General features: G+C 44.6%; 22 protein-coding genes. 6 read left to right on the top strand and 16 right to left on the bottom strand.

Annotated elements, in window-relative coordinates; translation table 11 throughout:
- The first annotated feature begins 2 nt into the window (after positions 1–2).
- The gene (locus ABNE31_RS06500; RefSeq protein WP_349352790.1) at positions 3–1,046 is read left to right on the top strand and encodes a D-alanine--D-alanine ligase; all 1,044 of its coding nucleotides are present in this window, start codon (positions 3–5) and stop codon (positions 1,044–1,046) included.
- Between the two features lie 6 nt (positions 1,047–1,052).
- Here the strand turns inward: ABNE31_RS06500 and ABNE31_RS06505 are convergent, their stop codons facing one another.
- From ABNE31_RS06505 to rpsO, 5 genes are all read right to left on the bottom strand, one after another.
- Positions 1,053–2,039 carry a YpdA family putative bacillithiol disulfide reductase gene (locus ABNE31_RS06505; RefSeq protein WP_349352791.1) on the bottom strand — a complete coding sequence of 329 codons (987 nt, stop codon included), beginning with the start codon at positions 2,037–2,039 and terminating at the stop codon, positions 1,053–1,055.
- Positions 2,039–2,698: a ribulose-phosphate 3-epimerase gene (gene rpe, locus ABNE31_RS06510; RefSeq protein ID WP_349352792.1), complete on the bottom strand. Its 660-nt coding sequence runs from the start codon at positions 2,696–2,698 to the stop codon at positions 2,039–2,041. The genes ABNE31_RS06505 and rpe overlap by 1 nt, the downstream gene beginning before the upstream one ends.
- A 187-nt stretch (positions 2,699–2,885) precedes the next feature.
- Positions 2,886–3,749, bottom strand: a complete 864-nt coding sequence (locus ABNE31_RS06515) for a sigma-70 family RNA polymerase sigma factor (RefSeq protein WP_100817395.1) — start codon at positions 3,747–3,749, stop codon at positions 2,886–2,888.
- Between the two features lie 235 nt (positions 3,750–3,984).
- A complete protein-coding gene (locus ABNE31_RS06520; protein WP_293283669.1) occupies positions 3,985–6,225 on the bottom strand; it encodes a polyribonucleotide nucleotidyltransferase in 2,241 nt (746 codons plus the stop codon).
- Positions 6,226–6,444: 219 nt separating this feature from the next.
- Entirely contained in the window at positions 6,445–6,714 is a 270-nt protein-coding gene (gene rpsO / locus ABNE31_RS06525) for a 30S ribosomal protein S15 (protein ID WP_179385189.1), read from the bottom strand.
- Positions 6,715–6,889: 175 nt separating this feature from the next.
- Here rpsO and ABNE31_RS06530 point away from each other — a divergent pair, with 175 nt between their 5' ends.
- Positions 6,890–7,768, top strand: a complete 879-nt coding sequence (locus ABNE31_RS06530) for a hypothetical protein (protein ID WP_349352793.1) — start codon at positions 6,890–6,892, stop codon at positions 7,766–7,768.
- A gap of 72 nt (positions 7,769–7,840) precedes the next feature.
- On the opposite strand, the gene accD is transcribed toward ABNE31_RS06530, so the two are convergent.
- Genes accD through ABNE31_RS06545 form a run of 3 tightly spaced genes read right to left on the bottom strand, consistent with a single transcriptional unit; the run spans position 7,841 to position 12,435 of the window.
- Positions 7,841–8,701, bottom strand: a complete 861-nt coding sequence (gene accD, locus ABNE31_RS06535; protein ID WP_179385187.1) for an acetyl-CoA carboxylase, carboxyltransferase subunit beta — start codon at positions 8,699–8,701, stop codon at positions 7,841–7,843.
- A gap of 27 nt (positions 8,702–8,728) precedes the next feature.
- The gene (fbaA, locus tag ABNE31_RS06540; protein ID WP_293283451.1) at positions 8,729–9,796 is read right to left on the bottom strand and encodes a class II fructose-bisphosphate aldolase; all 1,068 of its coding nucleotides are present in this window, start codon (positions 9,794–9,796) and stop codon (positions 8,729–8,731) included.
- 53 nt (positions 9,797–9,849) lie between these two features.
- The gene (locus ABNE31_RS06545; protein WP_349353030.1) at positions 9,850–12,435 is read right to left on the bottom strand and encodes a BamA/TamA family outer membrane protein; all 2,586 of its coding nucleotides are present in this window, start codon (positions 12,433–12,435) and stop codon (positions 9,850–9,852) included.
- A 60-nt stretch (positions 12,436–12,495) separates the two neighbouring features.
- On the opposite strand from ABNE31_RS06545, the gene ABNE31_RS06550 reads away from it, so the two are divergent.
- Entirely contained in the window at positions 12,496–13,179 is a 684-nt protein-coding gene (locus tag ABNE31_RS06550; protein ID WP_349352794.1) for an RNA methyltransferase, read from the top strand.
- Position 13,180: 1 nt separating this feature from the next.
- Here ABNE31_RS06550 and ABNE31_RS06555 read toward each other — a convergent pair whose 3' ends face one another.
- Complete coding sequence (locus ABNE31_RS06555) at positions 13,181–13,879, bottom strand: porin family protein (protein ID WP_179385184.1); 699 nt, start codon at positions 13,877–13,879, stop codon at positions 13,181–13,183.
- Between the two features lie 4 nt (positions 13,880–13,883).
- The gene (gene ubiE, locus ABNE31_RS06560) at positions 13,884–14,612 is read right to left on the bottom strand and encodes a bifunctional demethylmenaquinone methyltransferase/2-methoxy-6-polyprenyl-1,4-benzoquinol methylase UbiE (protein ID WP_349352795.1); all 729 of its coding nucleotides are present in this window, start codon (positions 14,610–14,612) and stop codon (positions 13,884–13,886) included.
- A gap of 195 nt (positions 14,613–14,807) precedes the next feature.
- Between ubiE and trkA the strand changes: the two genes are divergently transcribed.
- Together trkA and ABNE31_RS06570 are read left to right on the top strand one after the other, a co-directional pair.
- Positions 14,808–16,157, top strand: coding sequence for a Trk system potassium transporter TrkA (gene trkA / locus ABNE31_RS06565; RefSeq protein ID WP_179385182.1), 1,350 nt, complete (start codon positions 14,808–14,810; stop codon positions 16,155–16,157).
- Entirely contained in the window at positions 16,157–17,647 is a 1,491-nt protein-coding gene (locus tag ABNE31_RS06570; RefSeq protein WP_293286943.1) for a potassium transporter TrkG, read from the top strand. Before trkA ends, ABNE31_RS06570 begins: the two co-directional genes overlap by 1 nt.
- A gap of 130 nt (positions 17,648–17,777) precedes the next feature.
- Here ABNE31_RS06570 and ABNE31_RS06575 read toward each other — a convergent pair whose 3' ends face one another.
- The 3 genes from ABNE31_RS06575 to ABNE31_RS06585 form a co-directional block, all read right to left on the bottom strand.
- Complete coding sequence (locus ABNE31_RS06575; protein ID WP_349352796.1) at positions 17,778–20,249, bottom strand: DUF5686 and carboxypeptidase regulatory-like domain-containing protein; 2,472 nt, start codon at positions 20,247–20,249, stop codon at positions 17,778–17,780.
- Between the two features lie 214 nt (positions 20,250–20,463).
- Positions 20,464–21,651, bottom strand: a complete 1,188-nt coding sequence (locus ABNE31_RS06580; RefSeq protein ID WP_349352797.1) for a pyridoxal phosphate-dependent aminotransferase — start codon at positions 21,649–21,651, stop codon at positions 20,464–20,466.
- Between the two features lie 12 nt (positions 21,652–21,663).
- On the bottom strand, positions 21,664–22,767 hold the full coding sequence (locus ABNE31_RS06585; RefSeq protein ID WP_179385178.1) for an acyl-CoA desaturase: 1,104 nt from the start codon (positions 22,765–22,767) through the stop codon (positions 21,664–21,666).
- Positions 22,768–22,880: 113 nt separating this feature from the next.
- Here ABNE31_RS06585 and rsmG point away from each other — a divergent pair, with 113 nt between their 5' ends.
- The gene (gene rsmG, locus ABNE31_RS06590; protein WP_179385177.1) at positions 22,881–23,516 is read left to right on the top strand and encodes a 16S rRNA (guanine(527)-N(7))-methyltransferase RsmG; all 636 of its coding nucleotides are present in this window, start codon (positions 22,881–22,883) and stop codon (positions 23,514–23,516) included.
- On the opposite strand, the gene ABNE31_RS06595 is transcribed toward rsmG, so the two are convergent.
- From ABNE31_RS06595 to pruA, 3 genes are all read right to left on the bottom strand, one after another.
- The gene (locus ABNE31_RS06595) at positions 23,517–23,639 is read right to left on the bottom strand and encodes a hypothetical protein (RefSeq protein ID WP_257024025.1); all 123 of its coding nucleotides are present in this window, start codon (positions 23,637–23,639) and stop codon (positions 23,517–23,519) included. It lies immediately after the preceding gene.
- A gap of 142 nt (positions 23,640–23,781) precedes the next feature.
- Positions 23,782–24,546 carry a creatininase family protein gene (locus tag ABNE31_RS06600; RefSeq protein ID WP_349352798.1) on the bottom strand — a complete coding sequence of 255 codons (765 nt, stop codon included), beginning with the start codon at positions 24,544–24,546 and terminating at the stop codon, positions 23,782–23,784.
- Between the two features lie 75 nt (positions 24,547–24,621).
- Complete coding sequence (pruA, locus tag ABNE31_RS06605) at positions 24,622–26,250, bottom strand: L-glutamate gamma-semialdehyde dehydrogenase (protein WP_349352799.1); 1,629 nt, start codon at positions 26,248–26,250, stop codon at positions 24,622–24,624.
- Between the last annotated feature and the right edge of the window lie 6 nt (positions 26,251–26,256).

The following is a 26,256-nucleotide window of genomic DNA, read 5'->3' on the forward strand; positions in this document are numbered from 1 at the left end:
CCATGGATTTTTTGAAACTGACATGGCATCGTATCACTCATTGGGAATATTGGCCCTTTTGGTTGATCTACTACCCCATGTTTCCTGTGTGGCTTTACTATTCCTTCAAAGCGAGGTCGATATTCTTTTTTAACGCCGCCAATCCTGGTATGAAGAATGGTGGCATGGCGATGATTTCCAAAATGGACATCTATCAAATGATTCCTTCACAGTTCATCCCCAAGACCTTGTTCGTGGATAAAAATGCCGCTGCTGACGCGACCTTGGAACGCATACGGGACCAAGGCATTGATTTCCCATTTATTGCCAAGCCGGATATTGGGATGAAGGCTTTTGGTGTAGAGAAGATTCATGATAAAGATGAATTTGCGCAGTATGTGGAATGGAGCCCTTCCCATTTTTTGGTGCAGGAACTGATTCCGTATCAAAAAGAAGTGGGCGTTTTTTATGTGCGCAGGCCCGGGGAACCATCAGGTACCGTCACCGGAGTGGTGGCCAAGGAGTTTCTTTCCATCACTGGCGATGGCCATAGCAGTATGTTGGAACTCATTAAGAAGAACCCGCGCAGTCATCTACAATTAAAAGTATTGCAAAAGAAATACGGTAACCAGTTGGAAGAAGTGCTGAAAGACGGGGAAACATTTGTTTTAGTCCCCTACGGAAGCCATACCCGTGGGGCCAAGTTTGTGGATATCAGCCATCGCATCAATAAAGATTTGGAGGAAACCATCAATGCCATCTGCTCTCAAATGAACGGGTTTTACTATGGACGGTTGGATGTGCTGTGCAACTCCTTTGAAGATTTGTGTCAAGGTCGCAACTTTAGCATTATCGAAGTGAACGGGGCAGGAGGGGAAGCGACACATATTTACGATCCCAAGCATTCCTTATGGTGGGCGTGGAGAGAAGTGGCGCGCCATTGGGGCATGTTATGTGAAATCAGCATTCTCAACAACCAAAAAGGACATGCTTATCTGAGTTTTCGTGATGGCAGGTCTATGCTGAAGCAAAACGGAGCCTTGCAGTCCCGTTTAAAATTCCATTGAAACCAATTAGGCCTTCTGTTCCGCCAATTCCAATTTATGCTTGATCGCATTCATGATGATGGGTGCGTGGATACGGGAGTTCTCGATAAACCATTTATGGGTTTCCATTCCGCCACAGATAACGCCTGCCAAAAATAGGCCTTCTACATTGGTTTCCATGGTTTCCGGGTGATAGTTGGGCAATCGTTTCGCGTCGTCGGATAATGCAATGCCCAGTTTTTCCAAAAAGGCAAAATTGGGACGATACCCCGTAAGTGCCAGTACAAAATCGTTCTCCAAAACAACTTCACCGTCTGGGGTTTCGATGATAATTTCGTTGGACTTGATTTCCTTGACCGTCGAATTGTAATAGGCCTTGATACTGCCTTCCTCAATACGGTTGATGATGTCGGGGCGCACCCAATATTTTACCCTTGGGCCCACCTCTGGGCCACGAATGATCAAGGTGACTTCGGCACCTTTGCGCCAACATTCCAAAGCGGCATCGATGGCAGAGTTACTGGCCCCAATAACAGCCAGTTTTTGACTGGCATAAAAGTGGGGGTCGTTATAATAATGTGATACTTTGGGTAAATCCTCGCCAGGAACATCGATGGTGTTGGGCAAATCGTAGAATCCGGTGGCCAGCACTACATTTTTAGCAGCATATTCCCCTTTGTTGGTCTTTACCAAAAAGGAATCATCCTGTTTTTCGGTATCCAAAACTTTTTCAAATAGGTGAATGTTGAGTTGGTTGGACGTCACGATCCTACGGTAGTATTCCAAAGCTTCATTGCGTTTGGGTTTGGCCTCCTTACTGATAAAGGGTATATTGTCGATTTCCAACTTCTCCGAGGAAGAGAAAAACTGCATGTTCACCGGATAATTGAACAACGAATTCACTATGGTTCCTTTTTCTATGATGATATAGGAAATCCCTTGTTTTTTCGCTTCCAATCCACAGGCAATCCCAATGGGACCACCTCCAATAATGACAACATCAAACTCCTGCATTAGGCAATTTTTTCCTTTAATTCTTTAATGGTAGCCATTGGGTCTTCACTTTTGAACACAAAACTGCCCGCTACCAGCACGTCTGCTCCATGGTCCACCAGCTTTTTGGCATTTCCTGCATTTACACCTCCATCGATCTCAATCAAGGTTTTCGCATTCTTGCGGTTGATGAGTTCTTTCAGGTCGGCTACTTTTTGATAGGTGTTCTTGATAAAGGATTGTCCGCCAAATCCAGGGTTTACGCTCATCACAAGAACAATATCAATATCCTGAATGGTATCTTCCAACAAATTCACCGAAGTGTGCGGGTTAATGGCCACACCAGCTTTCATCCCCTCGGCCTTAATGGCTTGCAATGTTCTATGCAAATGTGGACATGCTTCGTAGTGGACGGTAAGGTGGTCTACCCCCAAATCACCAAAAGTTTTGATGTACCTATCTGGGTCAATAATCATTAAATGGGTGTCCAACGGTTTTTTGGCATGCTTGGCAATGGCTTCTATTACGGGCATTCCAAAGGAAATATTGGGGACAAAAACCCCGTCCATGATATCCAAATGGAACCAATCGGCATCACTTTGATTCACCATTTCTATTTCCTGTTGAAGATTGGCAAAGTCGGATGCCAGTAGCGAAGGGGCAATCATTGATTTGTTCATGTTACAAAGTTAGCCAATTAGGGCCATCTTTAAACGAAAAAAACTCCGGTAATCAGCCGGAGTTTATTCATCAATCAAAAAACGAACAGTCATGATAAACTGTTATATCTTACTAAATTACAACTTTCCTGCCAAAAATCAAATTTAAGGATAGTTTAACTGTAATTATTCGTGTGTTTTTTACCCTTTATCCTAAATAAGTCTTTAAAATCTTACTTCTGGAGGTGTGTTTCAATCTTCGGATAGCTTTTTCCTTGATCTGGCGAACACGCTCCCTGGTCAGGTCAAAAGTTTCCCCAATTTCTTCCAAGGTCATGGAGTGCTGCCCGGCCAAACCAAAGTAAAGTCGGATAACATCGGCTTCACGAGGGGTCAAGGTTTCCAATGCACGCTCGATTTCTGTACGTAGCGAATCGTGCAAAAGTTCCTTGTCCGGGTTAGGGGATTCCCCACTGCGCAATACATCGTACAGGTTGGAATCCTCACCATCGATCAAAGGTGCATCCATCGATACGTGGCGCCCTGAGTTTTTCAAGGATTGCTTCACATCTTCCACGGTCATGTCCAATTCTTTGGCAATTTCCTCTGCGGAAGGTGGACGCTCGTGCGCTTGCTCCAAGAAAGCAAAGGTTTTGTTGATCTTGTTGATGGAACCGATTTTGTTCAACGGCAAACGAACAATACGGGACTGCTCTGCCAAAGCCTGAAGAATGGATTGACGAATCCACCAAACAGCGTAAGAAATAAATTTAAATCCACGGGTTTCATCAAAACGCTGGGCTGCTTTAATAAGGCCCAAGTTTCCTTCATTGATCAAATCCGGAAGTGTCAACCCTTGATTTTGGTATTGTTTTGCTACAGAAACCACGAACCTAAGGTTGGCTTTGGTCAATTTTTCCAGGGCAACCTGGTCTCCCGCTTTAATGCGCTGTGCCAATTCCACTTCCTCATCGGCGGTAATCAAATCCACCTTTCCAATCTCCTGCAAATACTTGTCCAACGACGCGGTTTCCCTATTGGTAACCTGTTTTGTAATCTTTAACTGTCTCATCTAATTATCCCTTCAAATTTTGTTTTGTGAACCGGAGCTCAATAGGTTATACGTTCATCAAACGGAAAAAGTTACATTTTAGTTACATTTTTTTAAAAAAACCTCATTTCTAGCTATTGAGATCGACCACTTCTCGACTGCGCTCGAAGTGACAATGTAAGACCCTGACTCTATTAAAAAACAAAACCCCGAGGAATTTCCCCGGGGTTCTTTCTATATCTAGAAAGGTTGATAGTTAATCCCTTCTCGGCTTTCTATCGCGGTTGCCACCTCTGCGGTCGCCACCACCTCTACGGTCACCGCCTCTGCGATCACCATCTCTATCGTTTCTTGGTGCACGCTCTTTGTACCCTTCAGGTTTTGGCAATAAGGCTTTTCTTGATACCTTCTCCTTTTTGGTTCTTGGGTCCAGCCCGAAGTATTTCACATCGAACACATCACCCATGTTCACCACATCGGATACATTTTCAGTACGTTCCCATGCCAATTCCGATACATGGAGCAGAACTTCATTGCCAGGCGCTTCGGTGTATTCCACCACAGCTCCAAAGTCAAGCATTTTGATGACTTTTACTTCGTAAACGCTACCTACTTCCGGTTTGAACATCAACGCATCGATTTTGGCCAATACCTTGTCGATACCATCCTGATCTGTACCCAAGATTTCCACGATACCTTCCTCGGTATCTGGGTCCTCATTGATTACAATAGTGGTTTTGGTCGTTTTCTGAAGCTCTTGAATCACTTCTCCACCTTTACCGATAAGGGCACCAATGTACTCTCCAGGAATAATTCTGGTAACGATTTTTGGTGCGTAGGATTTCACCTCTGGTCTTGGCTCGGCAATGGTTTCTACCAATTTGTCCAAAATGTGCATTCTGCCATCTCTGGCCTGCATCAAGGCTTTTACCAAGATTTCGTAGGAAAGCCCTTTTACTTTGATGTCCATTTGACAAGCTGTGATACCATCTGCAGTACCGGTGACCTTAAAGTCCATATCGCCCAAGTGATCTTCGTCACCCAAGATATCGGATAGAACAGCATATTTGCCAGTTTCGGTATCGGTAATCAATCCCATGGCAATTCCGGAAACTGGTTTTTTCAGTTGAATACCAGCATCCATCAATGCCATGGTACCGGAACATACAGTGGCCATGGAAGAGGAACCGTTGGATTCCAATACTTCTGACACCACACGAACGGTGTACGGGCAATCCGCAGGAATCATACCTTTTAACGCACGTTGCGCCAGGTTACCGTGACCAACTTCTCTACGGGAAGTACCTCGAATGGGTCTTGCTTCACCAGTGGAGAAAGGAGGGAAGTTGTAGTGCAAATAGAATGTTTCCTCACCTTCATAGGATGGCATATCTATCTGGTTCGCTTCTCTTGAGGTACCCAGAGTGACCGTAGCCAAGGCTTGGGTCTCGCCACGGGTAAAGATGGCAGAACCATGTACGGATGGCAAATAATCGATTTCACACCAGATGGGGCGGATATCTGTAGTTTTACGGCCATCCAAACGAAGTCCTTCCTCTAGAGTAAGGTTTCTTACGGCTTCTTTTTCGGCTTTATGGTAATATTTGGAAACCAAATCACCAATCTCCTCCAATTCTTCCTCGGAAAAGGAGGCTTTTATTTCTTCCTTGATCGCAGCAAAGGCTTCGCTACGTTCCTTTTTGGATGAACCTGCTTTGGCCACTTCGTAAACTTTGTCGTAAGCCATGTCGTGGATTTTCTTTTCCAGATCGGCATCTTCGGCTTCGGGCTCGTACTCACGAACTTCTTTTTTACCAAAAGCTTCAGCCAATTTTACTTGGGCGGCACATTGTACTTTGATAGCTTCGTGGGCAAATTTGATGGCTTCTACCATCTCCTCTTCGGAAATCTCGCTCATTTCTCCTTCTACCATCATCACAGAATCTGCGGATGCACCGATCATCATATCGATGTCCGATTCTTCAAGTTGGGCTCTGGTTGGGTTGATAATGAGCTCGCCATTGACTCTACCTACGCGTACCTCAGAAATAGGGCACTCAAAAGGAAGGTCCGATAGTTGGATGGCTGCGGAAGCGGCCAATCCAGCCATTGCATCGGGCATCACTTCTTCGTCGTGCGACATGAGTTGGATCATGACCTGTGTCTCGGAATGGTAATCCTTGGGGAACAAAGGTCTCAATACCCTATCCACCAAACGCATGGTCAATACTTCACCATCGCTCGGTCTGGCCTCTCTTTTGAAGAAACCACCTGGGTAACGTCCTGCCGCAGCAAATTTTTCACGATAATCAACGGTAAGTGGCAAAAAGTCCACATCCGAAGCTTTGTAATTGGAGACAACGGTGCATAATAACATACACTTGCCTGATTGGACAACAACAGAACCGTGGGCCTGTTTTGCCAGTTTTCCGGTTTCGATAGAAATCTCTCTACCGTCGCCAAGGTCTATGACCTCTCTGAATGTCTTTGGAATCATAAAAATAATCTTACCCTGCCTTATGGCGGGGTCGTTAAACATTTGGTCTACCGCCATCCGGGCGGTCGGGTTGTGTTGTTGTTGTGTGTGCCTTGGAGGCACTTGACCAATGAAAAACTATTTGTAGCTTTTTGTGTTTGCCCGGTTGCCCGGGACTTTTGGGTGATCGGAACACGTCCAATCAAAACAAAGGGGAAGCCAAAGCCTCCCCGATTGTTTTTATTTTCTAATATTCAATTCCTTGATCAAGGAACGATATTTTTCAATGTCTTTTTTCTTTAGGTAATCCAAAAGACTACGTCTTTTACCTACCAATGCCACCAAAGAACGCTCGGTGTTGTAATCCTTGTGGTTCCTTTTAAGGTGACCTGTCAAATGGTTGATACGGTGCGTGAACAATGCAATTTGTCCTTCCGTAGAACCGGTGTTGCTCTCAGAGCCGCCGTATTTCTTGAAAATTTCGGCTTTTACTTCTTTTGTTAAATACATTCCAATATTTTTTTAAATGATTTTTATGTATTGATTGTCAGTTCCTTTGCGGTGCTCAGGTTGAGCAATCAGCCTGCAAAGATAAACTCTTTTTCCTAATCTACGAATTTTAATGGGAAATTAAACCTTTTCCCAAAGTTTCTATCCAAGAAGCAAACCTATAAATTCAATCAGTATGAAAAAGAGACTAAAATCAATCCATTTAACTGGAATCGCTTCTTTGCTTACGGGTACCTTATTATTAATGTTTGTATCCTGCAGCAAAGATTCCTCAAATGAGGAGGAACTCACCACTGCGGAGGTCATGTCGGCCACAGAGCTACAATTTAGTGACGAAACGGATATGATCACCGAAGAAATTATGAGCATTGCCGAAGATGTATACGCCACGGAAGAGATTGCTGCCACTTCAAAAGAGAATTATAGTTCGGATTATCTGCCGGATTGCGTTACCGTATCGGTCGTTTTGAACCAAGGCATGAGAGAGGTTACCCTAGATTTCGGGGAAGGATGTGAGCTGCCCACCGGAAATTTGGTCAGTGGAAAGGTGAACCTTAGCTATGTCTTGGATTTGGAAGCTGCTTCCAATAGGGTGGAACTGACCCTGGAGGATTTTACGTTTAACGATGTTTTGGTAGAAGGTGATGCCACTATTGTGAGGGTGCGAAGCAATGAAAGCGGAAATCCACAGGGAACGGCCAACGCTACTTTTGTGGCTACATGGCCCAACGGGGATACAGCTTCTTTTACAGGTACCCGGAACCGGGAATGGATTGAAGGATTCGGTACGGGGTTTTGGGGCGATAATGTGTTCCTGATCACTGGAAAGCGCACCTATATCAGTAGGGCAGGGAATGAATTTGTTAAAGAAGTGATTACTCCTTTGCGACGGGAACTGTCTTGTCGATTTATTGTAAGTGGCGTTTTGGATATTTCTCGTTTGGGGAATACCGCGCGTCTCGATTTTGGTGATGGTAGTTGCGATGCCAAAGGTACGCTTACTTATGCTGATGGCACCGAAGAAGAAGTGTATCTACGACGGTTTAGGAAATAATTCTCAAGTAAAAGGTACTCGACGGCGCTCGAACCGACAGCAAATGAAAAAGCCCCGATTTCGGGGCTTTTATTATTCTCTTATGGGTTGATTCGTGATCAAATCTATGTACAGGTTGATTTTTTTCTTCAAATCGCGTCGATGTGTGATAAAATCCAAGAAACCATGTTCTTTCAAAAATTCCGCAGTTTGGAAACCTTCTGGAAGGTCTTTCCCTGTGGTGTCTTTTACCACTCTGGGCCCTGCAAAGCCTATCAAGGCACCTGGTTCGGCAATGTTGATGTCACCAAGCATGGCGTAGGACGCCGTGGTTCCCCCCGTTGTAGGGTCGGTGCACAAAGAAATATATGGAATCTTGGCTTCGGCCAATTGTGCCAGCTTTGCCGAGGTTTTGGCCAACTGCATCAAGGACAGGGCGGCTTCCATCATACGGGCGCCTCCTGATTTGGAAATCATTACAAAAGGAATCTTTTTCCTCTTCGCCACATCTATGGCCCTTGATATTTTTTCGCCGACAACGCTCCCCATAGATCCCCCGATAAAGGCGAAGTCCATACAGGCGACCACAATATCCTTTCCTTGGGATTTACCGACTGCTGTTCTAACGGCATCCTTCAATCCCGTTTTTTTCTGGGCGGCCTGCAAACGGTCCGAGTATTTTTTGGTATCCACAAACTTCAAGGGGTCCTTGGAAGTCATTTTGGTATCCAGCTCACGGAACTTGTTATCGTCAAAAAGAATCTCAAAGTATTCTTTACTGCCTATTCGAACATGGTAATCATCCTCTGGACTTACATAAAAGTTTTTGGCCAAATCTTCGGCCTCCACAATCTTACCGGTAGGGGATTTGTACCACAGCCCTTTTGGGGTGTCTTTCTTCTCCTCCGTAGCGGTCTGTATTCCTTTTTCCTTTCTTTTAAACCAAGACGACATGCAATCAATATTTAATTAAACAAAGGATTATAGGGTGTTCACGTTGTTCAAATCTTCAAAAGCCTTTTTTAAGCGGGCAATAAAGGTTTTTTCACCTTCGCGAAGCCAAACACGTGGGTCGTAATACTTTTTGTTGGGTTGGTCTTCACCCTCTGGGTTTCCAATTTGGGCTTGTAGGTAATCTGCTTTTCCTTGGATATAGTCCCTAACTCCTTCCAAAAATGCGTATTGCAGATCGGTGTCGATATTCATTTTGATGACCCCATAACCGATAGCTTCGCGGATTTCCTCCACTGTGGAACCGGAACCTCCGTGGAATACAAAGTCGATATGATTGTGCTCTACTCCGTATTTTTCTGTAATGAACTCTTGGGAGTTTTTCAAGATTTTTGGTGTCAATTTTACGTTTCCAGGTTTGTATACCCCGTGAACGTTACCAAATGCAGCTGCTATGGTAAATCTATGGCTTACTTTGGAAAGTTCCTCATAAGCGTAGGCTACTTCTTCGGGCTGGGTGTATAATTTGGAATCGTCCACATCCGTATTATCCACACCATCTTCTTCACCTCCAGTGATTCCCAATTCAATCTCCAAAGTCATATCCATTTTGCTCATGCGCTCCAGATACTTTTTGCAGATTTCAATATTTTCCTCGAGGGGTTCTTCGGAAAGGTCGATCATATGCGAACTGAACAAGGATTTTCCAGTTTCTTTATAATGTTGCTCACTAGCGTCCAAAAGCCCATCGATCCAAGGCAACAGTTTCTTGGCACAGTGGTCGGTATGAAGAATCACGGTAGCTCCATAAGCCTCGGCCAATTGGTGTACATGTTTTGCCCCCGCAACGGCTCCCAAAATGGCAGCTTGTTGGTTTTCGTTGGAAAGTCCTTTACCAGCATTGAATTGGGCCCCTCCATTGGAAAATTGAATGATTACGGGAGAGTTTAGTGTGGCAGCGGTTTCCATGACGGCATTGATGCTGTCCGATCCGATTACATTAACGGCCGGAAGTGCATATCCGTTGGCTTTGGCATGGTTGAAAATTGCTTGTACTTCATCCCCGGTAGCAACGCCGGGCTTTATATTGTGGGACATAGTTTAAATTGGTTTCGAATTAAATAGGAAACAAAAGTAATAAAATATTTGCTCTAGAAGGGATAATTGATCCCGATGTTAAATACCGCTCTTTTAAAGTTGTACCCATCGAACCAACGATCCGAACCCTCTCTGGCGGGATTGTAGGTTTTGAATCCTACATCCAACCTGAATACAAAATAGGTAAAGTCGTACCGCAAGCCCAATCCCGTACCCAGTGCAATATCGGCCAATGAGGAGAATCCGCTGAAAATGGCTTCTGGGTTGTTCTCGTTATCGAATACGTTCCAAATATTCCCGGCATCGGCAAATAGCGCCCCTTTTACGTCTCCGGCAATGGGGAATCGATATTCCAGATTTAAGGCCAGTTTTAGGTTGGCTTCGTTAAAGTCATTGATGTTGTTGGTTCTACCCGGGCCAAGTTCGTAGGCATTCCATGCACGGTTGTCGTTGGAGCCACCGGCAAAGTAACTTCGTACAAAGGGAATATTGTCTGCATTGCCGTAGGGAATCGCAATTCCGGAGAAACTTCGAAAAGCTATGACCTGACCGCCTCCAATGCTCCAATGGCGAATGTAATCGAATTCTGTTTTTACATATTGGGAAAAGGGTACGCCGAAAACAAGGTTTTGGCCTTGGTCGTTTTGGTTGTAGGGAATTACATTGGTGAGCAGGGAAAGCATAGCGCCCGCACTTTCCAGTTTGATGCGATATTGGTAAAAATCCAAATCGTTGATTCCGGATTTGCTGTTTTTGGTATGGGTAAAGTTACTGGCAAAAATGAGGTTGTTTTCCGTTAGTCGTCTACGTCTTTCGGCAATGCTGTTCACTTGCTCAAAATCGTCGTTGCTCACTGGGATTTCGCCATCCAGCACACGACGCACAAAGGTATTTGCTCCAGTAGGAATGTTCAATCGGGGATCCTCGCCCTCTTCATCCACGGGATTGAACAAATCCGCATACTGAGGGTCGTCCTGAAAGGCATCAGCGATGTCATCCAAATTGGAAAATGTATTCCGGTAGACGTTGAAAAAATTGTTTGGGTTCACGTTGCGCACAAACTCAACGTTTATCAGTTCTATATTGTTCTTTAATCGTTCCGTGGGAGACCAGTTGAACGACAAGACGGAGTTAAGGGACTGTTTGTCCAGACCAATGTTCTTTTGAAAATTCGTACCCGCCGATAGTCGGCTCTGTGGCAGCATGTAGTATGGAATAATCCTCTCGGTGTTGAAGGGCAGCCAGATCCTTGGGAATGTAATATTGATGTCACCACCAAGTTCGGAGGTAAAGGTTTCGTTGGACAAGGATGCGTCGCTTAAAAGACCAATGGAACCACGAGCGGAGACATTCAAGGTTTCCGCACCGCCGAATACATTTCTGGTAATTACACCAGCGCTAAATGCAGTTCCCACCCTTTGAATGTTCGAATGGGTTACGTCAAAATTGAGGTTTAACGAGTATTTGGGTTTTGCAGCTAGGTAAATATTCGATTCCAAATGGGTGTGTGTGGAATCGGGTATAAACTCAACGTTCGGATACTTAAAGGTATTGAGGTTCGTAATCTGCCTGTAGGTGCGAATACGGTCCAAATCCCTGTAGATACTATCTTTTTCAAAGAAAACGGCATCCGTAAGTGCTTTTGGCCTGTACTTTAATTTTCCTTTATAGTAAATGTTGTAATTCTCGTATTCCACTTTTTGCAAGGTGTCCGTGCCGCCACCAATATCGTAATCCGCATAAATGTTGATTTCTTTATGTCGTGCCACTTTATAGGGCATGCTGGTGTCGGTGCTGTCGTTGGTACTTCGGAATTTTTTGATGTTCAACTGTACATCCATCAATTGGTCGTTCGCAGCGAGGGTGGTATCCCGTAAGATATTATAGTTGATGGAGCTTTCCTGAAAATTGTAGACTCCCGAATTCCGGAAAAGATTGGTCAACCGCTCCCGTTCCAAGGTGAATTTTTCCAAATCAAATTGTTCTCCCTGTTTCACAAGGCTACTGCGCTCGGCATTTTTATAAATGGAATCCAACTCGGGCGAGGTGATGTTTTTTTGAATGGTGTCCACTATATAGGGCTTGTTCAGTGTCACACGATATTCAATTTGTGCCTTTCTACTGTTCTTTCCGGGGATGATTTCGTATTCCCCTGAGTTGTTGAAGTATCCCTTGGTATTGTAGTACGCCTCTAACTTACTGACAGATTTGTTTGTTTTTGAAGTGTCGATAATCGCCGGAGGTTCCCCGATACGTTTGAGAAATTCGCTCGCACCCTTTACCATGAAGGATTCCCTCAGGCGGTTTACTTGCTTTTCGGAGAGCAGATTGTTCAGGCGTTTTTCCCTTTTTTCTTTTCGGTTCAGCCAATCTTCAAAGGAAGAGTCAGGATTTTCTTTGGCAAGGTTATAGAGGTTCAGCTTTAAAGGGTACCCCAGTAGGCTGCTGTTGGGTTTTTGGGTGATAAGACCTTTTATTTCGCTGCTGGTCACTTTTTCGTCATCGACCAGAATGGTGTTTTTGGTGAGCAATAGTTCATCCTCCCCAACCTTTTTTAAGGTATTGCAACCCAAAATGCTTAGCAAAAGCAACAATAATCCTATTTTTGCCCAGTTGCACGATACACCAAAACCACTCATAGACGCCAAAAATACACGATTTAGATGGTTACAAAAAACCAAATTAAACTAGTTGTAAGCTTGAAGCAAAAAAAGTACCGATCTCAACACGGTCTTTTTGTAGTGGAAGGCGAAAAGGTGGTTCGGGAACTGATGGAGGCCACTGTAAAGCCCTTTGCGCTCTTTGTTGATGATTCAACCCTTTTGAAAAAGTTTGAAGATGCAGAGTTGGTTCCGCCCCAAGTGTTGAAACAAATGAGCAGTTTGACCCATCCCAGCGGTATTTTGGGTGTTTTTCACATGATGGAGCGCAGGGATAAAACCAAAGCGGATTGGACTGTGGTGTTGGACGCGGTTAGAGACCCGGGGAATTTGGGCACTATCATCCGATTGTGCGATTGGTTCGGTGTAGATGAATTGGTTTGCTCTTCGGATACCGTAGATTGCTACAATCCCAAAGTGCTGCAGGCGACCATGGGTTCCATTGCACGGGTTTCCGTTACCTATACCAATATTGCTGACTATCTGAGTGAATCGGAACGTCCGATATATGGTGCCTATATGGACGGGGCCTCTGTTTATCGCACCAATTTGGGTGAAAATGGCATTTTGGTGATGGGCAATGAAGCTAATGGTATTTCGGAAGAAATCGGCAAGTTGATTACCGAGCGGATATCGATTCCGCAATTTGGTGTTTCCACCACCGAAAGTTTGAACGTCGCCACTGCAACGGCCATCCTATTGAACGAAATCCGAAGAGGATAGCTTATTCAAAGGTAAAGTTGATGAAAATGCCCCTTGTTCGCATGGCTGCTATGTTTCCGGTCCATGGGCTATTTGGGTCATTGTCGGGAACCAGTTCATCCGTCAGCGCAAAAACGCCACGAATGGATGGGGTAAATTTGAAATATTCGGTGTAGAGATCAATCCCGAATCCCAGTTCATACCCATACACATTCTGTTTCATACGGAATTGCCCCGTGCTGTTGTCGTCCAAGCTGTCTTCATTGCTCCCAAGATTGATGGACGTGTACACCCCAGCTGTGATGAATGGTTTCCAGTTCCCGATTCTCCGGGTGCTGGCCTTGATCAACAGTGGAAATCGAATGTAGGTAGACCGTACCTCACGAATGGCATCGGCTTGATTAGTAAAACCGGGAAAACCCAAAGTTCGGGCTGTGTAAAGTAGGCCAGGCTCAAACCGCGCATCCAAAAACTCGTTGATTCGCAGTTCACCAATCAACCCCACATTGAAACCAAAACTCTTATCCACCAAAATATCCCTTCCTATGTCCTCTTTGTATTCAAACTGGAAATCGTATTGGTTAAAACCGAGATAGTACCCCCAATTCAGGAATTTTTTGTCTTCGTTCTGAAGGTTCAATATTGGATCGCCTCCAAACTGGGCTTGGGCCATTGGGCATGATAGTACAATCAGTCCAAAGAAAATCAGGAGATTTTTCATCAATCTATTTTGAAGCAACATAAATGGATGCTACACCCATTGTCTGTGGTTTGTTCTCTACTCCTATAAACCCAATTTTCCTCAAAATATTGTTGAAAGCCTCCCCATGTGGAAAAACAGACGCCGATTCGCTCAAATAGGTGTAGGCCGATCTGTCCTTGGAGAATAGTTTGCCAATGGAGGGCATAATATGTTTGGTGTAGATGTTGTACCCTTGTTTAAATGGAGTTTTTGTGGGAACGGAGGTTTCCAATACCACAAAATGTCCTTTTGGCTTGAGTACCCTGTAAATTTCTTCCAGTCCTTTTTCCAGGTCCTCGAAATTACGTACCCCAAAGGCAACGGTAATCGCGTCAAAGGAGTTGTCCTCAAAGGGCAGGTTCTCGCTATCGCCCACCACCATTTCAATGGTGCTGTCCAGTTGTTTATGGGCCACTTTGTGTTTTCCAACTTCCAACATCCCGGGGGAGAGGTCGAGGCCCACAATTTTTTCGGCCCCTGTTTTGGCCATGGCAATGGCCAGATCCCCGGTTCCCGTTGCGATATCCAAAATAGAGTTAGGGGATTTATCCTTTAAAAAGGCCACGATGCGCTTACGCCATTTAACATCTGTTCCAAAGGAAATTACACGGTTGAGACCATCATAGCTTCCCGAAATATTATCGAACATTTGCCTTACCTGCTCTTTTTTACCAAGCTCCGATTCTTTGTACGGGGTTACCTTTTTCGACATTACTTCAATTTGATCGCAAATATACAACTTAGGTTAGGGGATGAAGACAAAAATATTTGTGTAATTTTGCCCCCTGACGGAATTTATTTTCCCGTAGTTGTTTAAAAGTATGGACTTTACGTTGGGCGTACCAATCCTTGCACAAGTTGTATGTTGCAAATTGAACTTATTTAAGAACACATCCTATTCTAATCCATGAGAATCATTATTGCAGGTGCTGGTGAAGTGGGATTTCATTTGGCAAAATTAATGTCTTACGAAGCGCAGGAAATTACCCTGATCGATACCGATAAGGAACGACTGTCCTATGCGGATAACCATTTGGACATTCGGGTGCTTCGCGGCGATGCGACCTCTATCCAGGTTTTGCAGGATGCCCAAGTGGACGGTTCGGACCTTGTGATCGGGGTTACGGCATCGGAGACCACCAATTTGACCTTGTGTGTTCTTGCGAAGCAGTTGGGTTGCAAGCGGACCATGGCGCGTATATCCAATACCGAGTTTATGGACAACCGGGAACTGATCAAGTTTGAGCAGCTGGGCATCGATGAACTGATTTCTCCCGAGCGACTTGCCGCCATGGAAATCCAGTTGATGCTCAATCAGTCCGCTTTTAACGATACCTACCAATTCGAAGAAGGTCTGTTGACCATGTTTGGGGTAATTCTGCCCAAAACCGCGCCTTTTGTTGGTAAAATGGTCAAGGAAGCCGCACGAATTTTCCCGGAACTCAATTTTATGCCCATAGCCCTGCAGCGTACGGGTACGCAGTTCACCTTGATTCCGCGTGGAGATACCGTCTTCAAAGAAGGCGATCAGGTGTATTTTATTACTTCTGACAAAGGGGTAGAGGAGTTGTACAAACTTTCGGGGATGCAAAAACAGGACATCAAAAATGTGATGATCTTGGGAGGAAGCAAAGTCGGTTTTAAAACGGCACGCGACCTTTGCAACAAAAGATTCAATGTTAAATTGATCGAAAAGAACAAGGAAAAGGCCTTTGATATTGCCGACGAACTACCGCATGCCTTGGTTATAAACGGAGACGGGCGGAATGTGGAACTCCTGGAAGAGGAGAACCTCGAATCCATGGATGCCTTTATTGCGGTAACGGGGAACTCCGAAACCAATATTATGTCCTGCTTGGTGGCCAAGAACAAAAAGATCAAGAAGACCATCGCCTTGGTGGAAAATATGGATTACTTTCAGTTGTCCCACTCTATTGGAGTTGACACGTTGATCAATAAAAAGCTCCTTGCCGCCAATAGTATTTTCAGATACATCCGTAAGGGCGAGGTATTGGCCTTGACCCGGTTGAACAATTTAAATGCCGAGATATTGGAGTTTGAAGTGAAAGCTACCTCCTTGGTGAACGGAGAGATTATCCGAGAATTGAATTTTCCCAGAGAGGCCAGTATCGGTGGGGTTATCAGAAATGGGGAAGGGATTATTGCCCTTGGTGATTTTAGGATCATGGAAGGGGACAAGGTTGTGGTCTGCTGCTTGCCCAAAGCCATTCCACGGATAGAAAAGCTGTTCCTCTAATGAAGCTCAATACACAGATCATTATCCATATTATGGGGCTATTGTTGCTTTGCAATGGTTCCTTTATGCTTTTGGCCGCTTTGGCAAGCGGTATCTACAAAGACGGCGTTACCATGGATATTATGCTTGCCGCTATTGTTACCATGCTTTTTGGAATCATGGCCATGTTCTACACCCGTGGTCATAAAAAAGAGGTCAAAAGGAAGGAAGGATACATTGTTGTGACCTTTGGTTGGATCATTATGTCGATATCGGGAACCCTGCCCTACCTATTTTCCGGGGCCATACCTTCCATTACCGACGCTTTTTTTGAGACCATGTCCGGCTACACCACTACAGGAGCTTCTATTCTGGATGATATTGAGGCCCTCCCCGAAGGTATTTTACTTTGGCGAAGCCTTACGCACTGGATCGGGGGAATGGGGATCATTGTTCTGGCCATAGCCATATTGCCGTTGTTGGGTATTGGGGGAATGCAGTTGTTCGCTGCTGAAGCGCCTGGCCCGGGCGGTGACAAGCTCCACCCTAGGATTACCGATACCGCAAAGCGTCTGTGGCTGATTTATTTTGGTTATACCGTATTGGAAAGTTTACTGCTCAAATTTGCGGGAATGTCCTTTTTTGATGCCATCAACCATGCCTTGGCAACCATGTCCACTGGAGGTTTTTCTACCAAAAATGCCAGTTTGGCCTATTGGAACGACCAACCCTTGATTCAGTATATCGTTATCCTGTTTATGTTTTTGGCAGGAAGTAATTTTGTACTTAGTTATTTTGCGCTTACGGGTCGCGGACAGCGTATTTTAAGGGATGAGGAATTCAAATATTATTTTGGGTTTATCGTGATATTTACACTGATTGTTGCTTTGGGCGTTTACTTCAAAGCAAATGTTCCGGTGTCCGATTTTCACCCCATGATTTTTGGGGAGGCCGAAAGTGCCTTTAGGCATAGTCTTTTTCAGGTGATAGCGGTTATTACCACCACGGGTTTTGTCTCGGCAGATTTTACCTCGTGGACCCCGTTTTTGACCGTTTTCTTTTTTGGTTTGATGTTCCTCGGAGGGTCTGCGGGCTCCACGGCAGGGGGAATCAAGGTGATGCGGCACTTGCTCATCATCAAAAATGGAATTTTGGAGTTTAAGCGTACCCTCCATCCCAACGCCGTGATTCCTGTTCGATACAATCAAAAGACGGTAACGGAGCATATCGTGTATAATGTAATCGCCTTTTTCGTGCTCTACATGCTGCTGTTTATCATTGGGTCGTTGGTGCTTGGTTTTCTGGGATTGGACTTTGTTTCTGCCGTGGGTGGTTCGGCCTCTTCTCTGGGCAATGTGGGTCCTGCTTTGGGTAGTTTGAACCCAGTGAGTAACTATAACAGTCTTCCGGCAGCTGGAAAATGGTGGTGTGGCTTCTTAATGCTATTGGGCCGATTGGAACTCTTTACTGTGCTGATTGTCCTTACCCCTTATTTCTGGAAAAAGACCTAAGTTCATCGAACCCTTTCAAAAACAATCGTTTTTAATTTGATGCACTGTGTTAATCAAAAAGGATAACAACGGATGGCATTGAACAGCAAGTCAATGTGTCTAAGTTAAAATCCGAGGAAGAATTTACCCACTACGGAAAGGTCAACCCAATGTTGAGGCCCCTTTCAACCTTGCCGTTAAAATAGCTTTGGGCATATCCAACACGTAAAAACCGGAATTTTTTAATGCCTAAATTTCCCAATGCAATGCCAAATTCAGTGTAGGGCGTATTTCCTTCGGTGGCCAATAGCTTGCCTGAAAAAATTAAATGGGCATTGAGTTTGCGCAATAGGGGTAGTTTGTTCATGAACCAACCCTTGAAATTATGCTCAACATGCCCTTCAAAATAGCTTTGATTGGTGCTTAAGTTGTAATAGGGCAGTAGAAAAAAGGAATCCATATAGCTTCTTACGGTGACGTGGGATTCGTTGCCATTGAAATGTTGATAATCCACAAATGAAATATTGTCGGCATTCAAAAAGCTGCCCCCTCTAAAATTGTAGGCAAAACGTCCCTTGTCGGCAATGTTAAAGGCTTGGAACAAGCCAGCCTTGAACTGGTGAAAGTGGTTGTCGCTGTTGTTGGACAAAAAACCGTTTTCATAGCCCAGCGTGAGCGTGGGATACCGTTCGTTGGGGATATTGACTTTTTCGTCGGGATAGCTCAGGTACTTTTGGCCAAACCTGATACGGAATCCCAAATCCATCCGCACCAAGGTATGGTCCATAATGCCGGCATTATTGGTGTCGGTGGGGTCCAAAGGGTTGTTGGACGAAAAATCGGCAGGGTCGGAACCAAAAGGGGTGCTTGATACGGTATTGAAGAGCGGCTTGCGGTCTTCGTAGGCGACCAATATATTGCCTCGAATCCCATTGGTCAACTCTATGGAATGGAAGACCTCCGTAAAGGTACGGTCGTAGAATTTGGCGAAGTTATTTTCAAAGAAAAGTGTGGCAATGGTGTTGCCTATCGGAGTGATGGGCTCTTCTCCATTGAACTGAACCGCCTCTGTGCCCGCCCTGAACCTTAGATAGGGCCTGGAGAACTTATTAAAACGGTACGACATGGAAAAAGTGGGCCTTAAACGTTTGTCGGACTGGCCATAATTAAGGGCTCCGCCAAGGCTAAAGCGGCTGCCCTTTTCCTCATTTAATTTTATATAATCCAGCGTTAGCGAGCCATGCCATCCTTGCACCGTGTTGAAAGATAGATTCTGAATTGGCGACCCCACCACATAATAGGTTTCATTGAAGGTATCGCTGTAGGTATAGCCCAAAAATAGGTTTGACCATTTAAATCGATTGCCCTTCGCATCTATCGAATCCAAATATTGTTCGGATTTCCGGATAACTTGAATGCTATCCTTTTTGAGATAATCCTTTTTTTCCTCCAGTGTCAATGGAACAGGACGTAGACTTGACCAGTATAGTGAGTCTTTTTTATTGGCGTTTTCCTCAAAATCCAAGATTTTATTGGTAAAGTCTGATTTGGTCAAATTGGGCTCAAGGTCATAATCCTTATAGGCTGCTGTAAATCGACCATCGCCTTTAAAACCCAAAATGGAGTATTTAAAATCCAGACTTTGCAACACTTTGAGCCATAACTTTTGTTTTGGGGAGTAATTGAAACGTTGTTTCAGAAAAAAAGTGTCCACGGGAATAATCTGCGCTTGCTGCCCAGTAATTTGAAGGTCGGCAGCGTAAATGGACCAGTCGTTTTCTACAATGTAGATGGTACCACTAAAGGTCTTGTCCTGCTCCCGCTTTGGTGTGATTTCGATTTGGTTGATCAGGATATTTCCATCTTCATAAAAGGTGCCTACCAACTCATAGTTGTAGTAATTAAAGGCATTTTCAGCTATGGGCGATACCAACTGGGTGGCACCTCCGAGCGAAAAGGAGTTGTCGTATAGGGAGAAATCAACATCGGAGGCCGCGTTGAAACTAAATCCATTGTCGTCTCCTGCCACCTTGGAGGCTACAATGGTCTCGGTAAAATCTTTGTCTTTTTTTGCAATATTGGAAACAGTTTCGGAAAGATATACGATACCCGTTCGTGTAGAATCCAGTCCTCCTCCAAAATCCCCCAAATCCTGACCTAGGATTCGTTCGGGAGCACCCTCGATGCGGATCAATCCTTTGGAATAGAAACTTGCGGTATAGTTGGCCAACTGTTCTTTAATGTTAGCTCTTTTTTCAATGGCTTTTTGAATGATGTAATTGGCGGGATTTTCTTTGGCATTCACTTCAATCCCGCTCAATTGTACACTCTCCTCTTGGAGTACCATATCCAATTCAACGTTGTTCTGATTGGCTGCAAGGGTTCTCTTTTCTGTCTTGTAGCCCAAGTATTTAAAAACGATGGTTTGCTCTTGGCCGGAAGAGAAAGGCAATTGATACGTCCCGGCATCATTGGTAGTGGTTCCATTAAGAGTACCTTCGATATAGATATTGACAAAGGGGAGAGGCTCTTGTTCCGAGTTGGTAACTTTTCCAAAGACTTGTGCTCCGCAGTCGATGCTGATCAGCATCAAAAACAATGAAAGTATAATTTTATGGTACATAGCAGTTGAAACTAAAACTATGAGTTAAGTGATACAGTTATTTGGGGAACATCCCTGTTCAGAGTAAATATAGCAAAGGTCAAGGAGAAGGAATCATAATAAAAACCCAATCGTTTTATTTTAAGGATATGCAGTAGAAATTATGGTCTGAATTGTGTCCAAAAAAAAACCCTAGCCAAAGCTAAGGTCCTTTAATTGGTATTTATATTCTCAATTAGCTCAATGCGTCTTTGATACGCTTAATGGCTTCTTTCAATTCATTTTCTGATGCTGCGTAGGAAATACGGATGCAATTTGGATTTCCGAACGCCTCCCCTGTAACGGTGGCCACATTGGCGTATTCCAACAAATAGAGGGAAAAATCTGAGGCATTATTGATGGTCACTCCATTCAAGCTTTTTCCAAAGAATGCCGAAATATCGGGGAATACATAAAATGCTCCTTCTGGCACGTTTAGGTTGAACCCATCAATTTCTCCCAAGAGCTGAAGCACAAGGTCCCTTCTTTCATGGAACTTGTCAATCATGTATTTGATTTTGCTTACCGGAGCTTCCAACGCTGTGATTACGGCACGTTGGGCAATGGCATTTGCGCCACTGGTCACCTGTCCCTGTAGTTTGGTACATCCTTTGGCAATCCATTCGGGGGCACCAATGTACCCGATCCTCCAGCCCGTCATGGCAAAGGCTTTGGAAACACCGTTCACGGTCACCGTTCTATCATACATGCCATCAATCCCGGCTATGCTTACGTGCCCGCCAGCAAAATTGATGTGTTCGTAAATTTCGTCGGAGACCACATAAATGTTTGGATACTTTTTAAGTACTTCTGCCAAACCTTCCAATTCTTCCTTGCTGTACACTGAGCCACTGGGGTTGCAGGGCGAACTGAACCAGAGCATTTTTGTTTTGGGGGTGATGGCCTCTTCCAATTGCTCGGGCGTCATTTTAAAATCGGTATCGATTTGGGTCAGGACTTCCACTGGAACGCCTTCGGCCAATTTTACGATATCGCTATAGCTTACCCAGTAGGGTGCAGGCAATATCACCTCGTCCCCTGGATTCAGAACCACCATGGCCACATTGAACAGCGATTGCTTCGCTCCTGTGGAAACCACGATTTGGTTAGGCTTATAATCAAGATTGTTATCTCTTTTGAATTTATTGGAAATAGCGGTCTTGAGCTCCGCATATCCATCTACTGGTGTGTAGCTGCTATAATTCTCGTCGATTGCCTGTTTGGCGGCATCCTTGATAAAATCGGGAATGTTGAAATCGGGTTCCCCCAAGCTCAAGCCGATAATATCCTTTCCTTCATTTCGTAATTCCCGTGCTTTGGCGGCCATGGCCAAAGTTGCTGACGTGGACATGTTCTTGATCCTATCAGATAGATGGTTGCTCATTAGTGCTTCTTTTTACTGGTACTGAACGGCTGGATTTTTGCCCAGCTCCTTCAGATGTTTGAAGTGCGAAATTATAGCTTTTCTGGTAGTTTTGTACTCGTGGTATGGCAAATTGAATTCCCGTGCCGTTTGTTTCACAATTTTGGAAATATTTGTGTAATGGATGTGGCTGATGTTCGGGAAGATGTGATGCTCCACCTGATGGTTCAATCCACCGGTAAACCAGTTTACGATACGGTTCTTAGTGCCAAAATTCACGGTGGTAAACAATTGGTGGATGGCCCAAGTGTTTTTCATGTTTCCGGCTTCATCGGGAAGCGGTGTGTCCGCATGATCCACAATATGTGCCAATTGGAAAACAACGCTAAGGATAACTCCTGCCACATAGTGCATGATAAAGAATCCAAGAAGTACCTGCCACCAGGCAATGTCTACAAAAATCAATGGTAGCACGATCCAAATGGTTATGTAAATCACTTTTGTTATGACCAAAGTACTCCAGTTGATGACTGGATTGGGCAGTTTACCATAGCTCAATTTCCGTTTCATGTAACGGTACATCTGTTGGAAATCTGTGGTGATGGCCCAGTTAAAGGTCAATAGACCATAAAGCAAAATGGAATAGTAGTGTTGAAATTTGTGGTGCTTTCTCCATTCGGCATGCTTGGAGAACCTTAGGATCCTTCCTGCTTCCATGTCCTCATCGTGTTCATGGATGTTGGTGTAGGTGTGGTGCAGCACATTATGCTGTACTTGCCAGTTGTACACATTTCCGGCCAAAATGTAAATGCTGCTGCCCATGAGCTTGTTTACCCATTTTTTGTTGGAGTAGGCTCCGTGATTGCCATCGTGCATAACGTTCATTCCCACTCCGGCCATTCCCACACCCATGGTTATGGAAAGTAACAAATAGCCCCAAAAGGGTAAATCCAGGGTCAACATTAAAAAATAGGGGGTCAAAAAAATGGCAAACATCACTATCGTTTTCAAGTGAAGTTTCCAGTTCCCGGTTTTCTTGAGGTTATTTTCTTTGAAGTATTCGTTCACTCTTTTGTTCAATGTTCTGAAAAATTGTGCGGAATCCTTTCGTGAAAACCGGATGGTATTCGTATTCATAAAAAAAATTTTTTACAAAGGTAACTAAAATGCTTCTTTAGGTTAACAAGGTTATGTTAGAACGGTGTTAAGGTCGTTAAAAGTATTAGTTTTGTCAAAAATAATGGTTGTAGATGAAAGCGGAACTTGTCTTTAAATATTTTACGACGCTCAACAATGAACAACAAGAGCAGTTCGCCAAACTGGAAGCGTTGTACAAGGATTGGAACCAAAAAATAAATGTGGTTTCCAGAAAGGATATTGATGAGCTTTATCTGCGCCATGTGCTTCATTCCCTTGGGATTGCCCAAATTCAAACGTTCAACGAAGGTTCCCAGATTTTGGACGTGGGCACTGGTGGTGGCTTTCCCGGTATTCCTCTGGCCATACTATTTCCAAACGTGAAATTCACCCTTGTAGACGCCATTGGAAAAAAAATCAAAGTGGTGGATGAGGTCGTTGAGGGACTTGGATTGCAGAATGTGAAAACCTACCATTCCAGGGTAGAGGAGATTCCGGGTCAGTTCGATTTTATTGTAAGCAGGGCGGTGGCCGCTATGCCCACCTTTGTGCACTGGACCAAGGGAAAAATCAAAAAAGATTCCTCCCACCAACGAAAAAATGGCATACTTTACCTTAAAGGCGGCGACCTTACCGAAGAGTTAAAAGGTTATGAGACCGTCCAAGTATTCGATTTGAATGAATATTTTGAAGAGGAATTTTTCGAGACCAAAAAAGTGGTGTACTTGCCCCAAAAGTACAAGGGTTAGTTAAATACTGTACATCCTCTTATACACCAATCTACATTTTCTGGCGTAGTCCTTGGCATATTGCCATAATTGCTGATACTTTTTGATCATCAATTTTCCCCATGCGTTTATTCCTGCTGTCATAACAAATTGATTTTAAAATGTAAAGATAGACACATTACATTTAGTTTACAATTAGTTAACGTTAAATTTACATATAAATTACATTGGAGTCATCATTCTTGTGGTTTTTGGTGGTCAACGGTTTGTATTTCAGGTAGATATGCTAATCGTACAAGGTGTTGATATCTGCTTCTGCGATATCCACTAAAAGTTGTCCCATTTTGGCGCAGACCATGTTAAAGAACACTTCTCCTTTTTCAGCTGTTGCCTTGCTTGGGTCGCCGACTCCGGTGTCTTCACTTATTTTGGACCACGGGCGTTCGGTCCAGGCCCATCCTTCGGAAAAGGCTTTTATTTTGTTCTTGAATTCCTTGCCGCTTCCCCAATCTTCTCTGGGCAATACCAGTTCAGGGGTCAAGTGCAGAATCAAGCTGGTCTCCATTTCATCGGCATGGTCTCCCGGTAGTTCAAACACCCCGGATTCACTGCCGAGTTTAAACCAGTTGGTGACGCAAAGGAACATTTCAGGAAAAAGAAGTCCCAATTCCCGCACGATGGCTTTCCAATTGTTTCCGCCATGACTGTTCAGGATCATGAACTTTTTTACGCCCTGACGGTCCAACACGGTAAGGATGTCCTTCAAAATGGCGAATTGGGTACTAGGGTTCAGGTTCATGTCCAAGTAGATATCCGACTGCCCCGTGTTCACCCCAAATGGAATGGTAGGTAGCACAACCACCTTGCTCCCTTTTTCCCATGCAATACGTGCCGATTCCTCGGCGATTGAGGTTCCTTCGATGACATCGGTGGCGTAGGGGAGGTGGTAGTTATGGGCTTCTGTGGCACCCCAGGGCAGTACGGCGAGGTCGAAGGATTCGTTTTTTAAGTGTTTCCAATTGGTCTCGGCCAAAATATAGGGTCTGGGCATGTATCTAGTGAATTAGGTTGAACAAAAAAAGCCGTCATGTTTTGATGACGGCTTTTAAATTAATTGTTTTTGAGGTTATCCCAAAAATGGATATCGATAATCTTCAGGAGTCACAAAAGTTTCCTTGATCAATCTAGGGGAAACCCATCTGAGCAAGTTCTGCATAGATCCGGCTTTATCATTGGTTCCGGAAGCCCGTGCTCCACCGAAGGGTTGTTGTCCCACGACGGCCCCTGTAGGTTTATCGTTGATGTAGAAGTTACCGGCTGCATTCTGTAATGCTTTCGTGGCTTCGTCGATGGAGTAGCGGTCGCCTGATAGGACAGCTCCCGTCAAACCATATTCAGAGGTGCCGTCCACCAATTTCAAGGTTTCGCTCCAGTCTTTGTCCTCATACACATACACGGTGACCACAGGGCCAAAAAGCTCGGTGTACATGGTCTCGTACTGTGGATTGGTGGTCAGGATTACGGTCGGCTCAATAAAGTAACCTACGGATTTATCGTAATTTCCTCCGGCAATAATCTCGGCATCTTTATCTTCTTTGGCCTTGTCGATGTACTTCGCCAATTTATCGAAAGCGCCTTCATGGATCACGGCGGTAATAAAATTGCTCATGTCCTCGGGTGACCCCGGTTTGTTGAACGAAGCAATATCCTTTTTGACCAATTCCAAGATTTCATTGGCTGTGGACTTGGGCAGATATACCCTTGATGCCGCACTACATTTTTGTCCTTGGAACTCGAATGCCCCTCGGGTAATGGCTGTGGCCACTTGTTGTGGTTTTGCCGTAGGGTGGGCAATGATGAAATCCTTGCCTCCAGTTTCGCCAACAATTCTTGGGTAGGTTTTGTAGTTGTGGATGTTGTTTCCTATTTGTTTCCAAAGCGATTTAAAAACATCCGTAGAGCCGGTAAAGTGAATCCCAGAAAAATCTGGGCTGGCAAGTACGGTATCGGAAATCATGACCGGGTCTCCGTACACCACGTTGATGACCCCGTCGGGCAGTCCAGCTTCCTTGAACACATCCACGATGATTTTGGCGGAATAGATTTGGCTATCACTTGGTTTCCAAACTACTACGTTGCCCATCATGGCCGCGCTTGCGGGAAGGTTTCCGGCGATGGCGGTAAAGTTGAACGGGGTGATGGCGTAAACAAATCCTTCCAGCGGACGATACTCTACGCGGTTCCAAACGCCTTCGGACGATTCGGGTTGCTCCCCGTAAATCTGGGACATGTACTCTACGTTGAAACGCAAAAAGTCGACAATTTCGCAAGCAGAGTCGATTTCGGCCTGATAAATATTTTTGGATTGCCCCAGCATGGTGGCGGCGTTCATTTTTTGGCGGTAGGGTCCTGCAATCAGCTCGGCAGCCTTCAGAAAAACGGCGGCGCGCTGTTCCCAAGTAAGGTCGGCCCACTGCTTTCTTGCTTCCAAACAGTTGGAAATGGCCTTCTCCACATGACTTTTTTCTGCCAAGTGGTAATGCCCCAATATGTGCTTATGGTCGTGGGGAGGAGAGAGTGGCTTGGTGTTGCCTGTCTTTATATCTTCGCTACCGATATAAAGTGGAATGTCCACTTTTTGGTTGTAGAATGCCTTATATTGATTCAGTACTTCTTCTCGTTCGGGAGAACCTGGAGCATAGCTCAATACAGGTTCGTTGTAAGCCGTCGGAACTTGAAAAAATCCTTTTCCCATAGAAAT

Origin of the sequence: Flagellimonas sp. MMG031 (genome assembly GCF_040112705.1) — a bacterium.
Lineage (GTDB): Bacteria > Bacteroidota > Bacteroidia > Flavobacteriales > Flavobacteriaceae > Flagellimonas.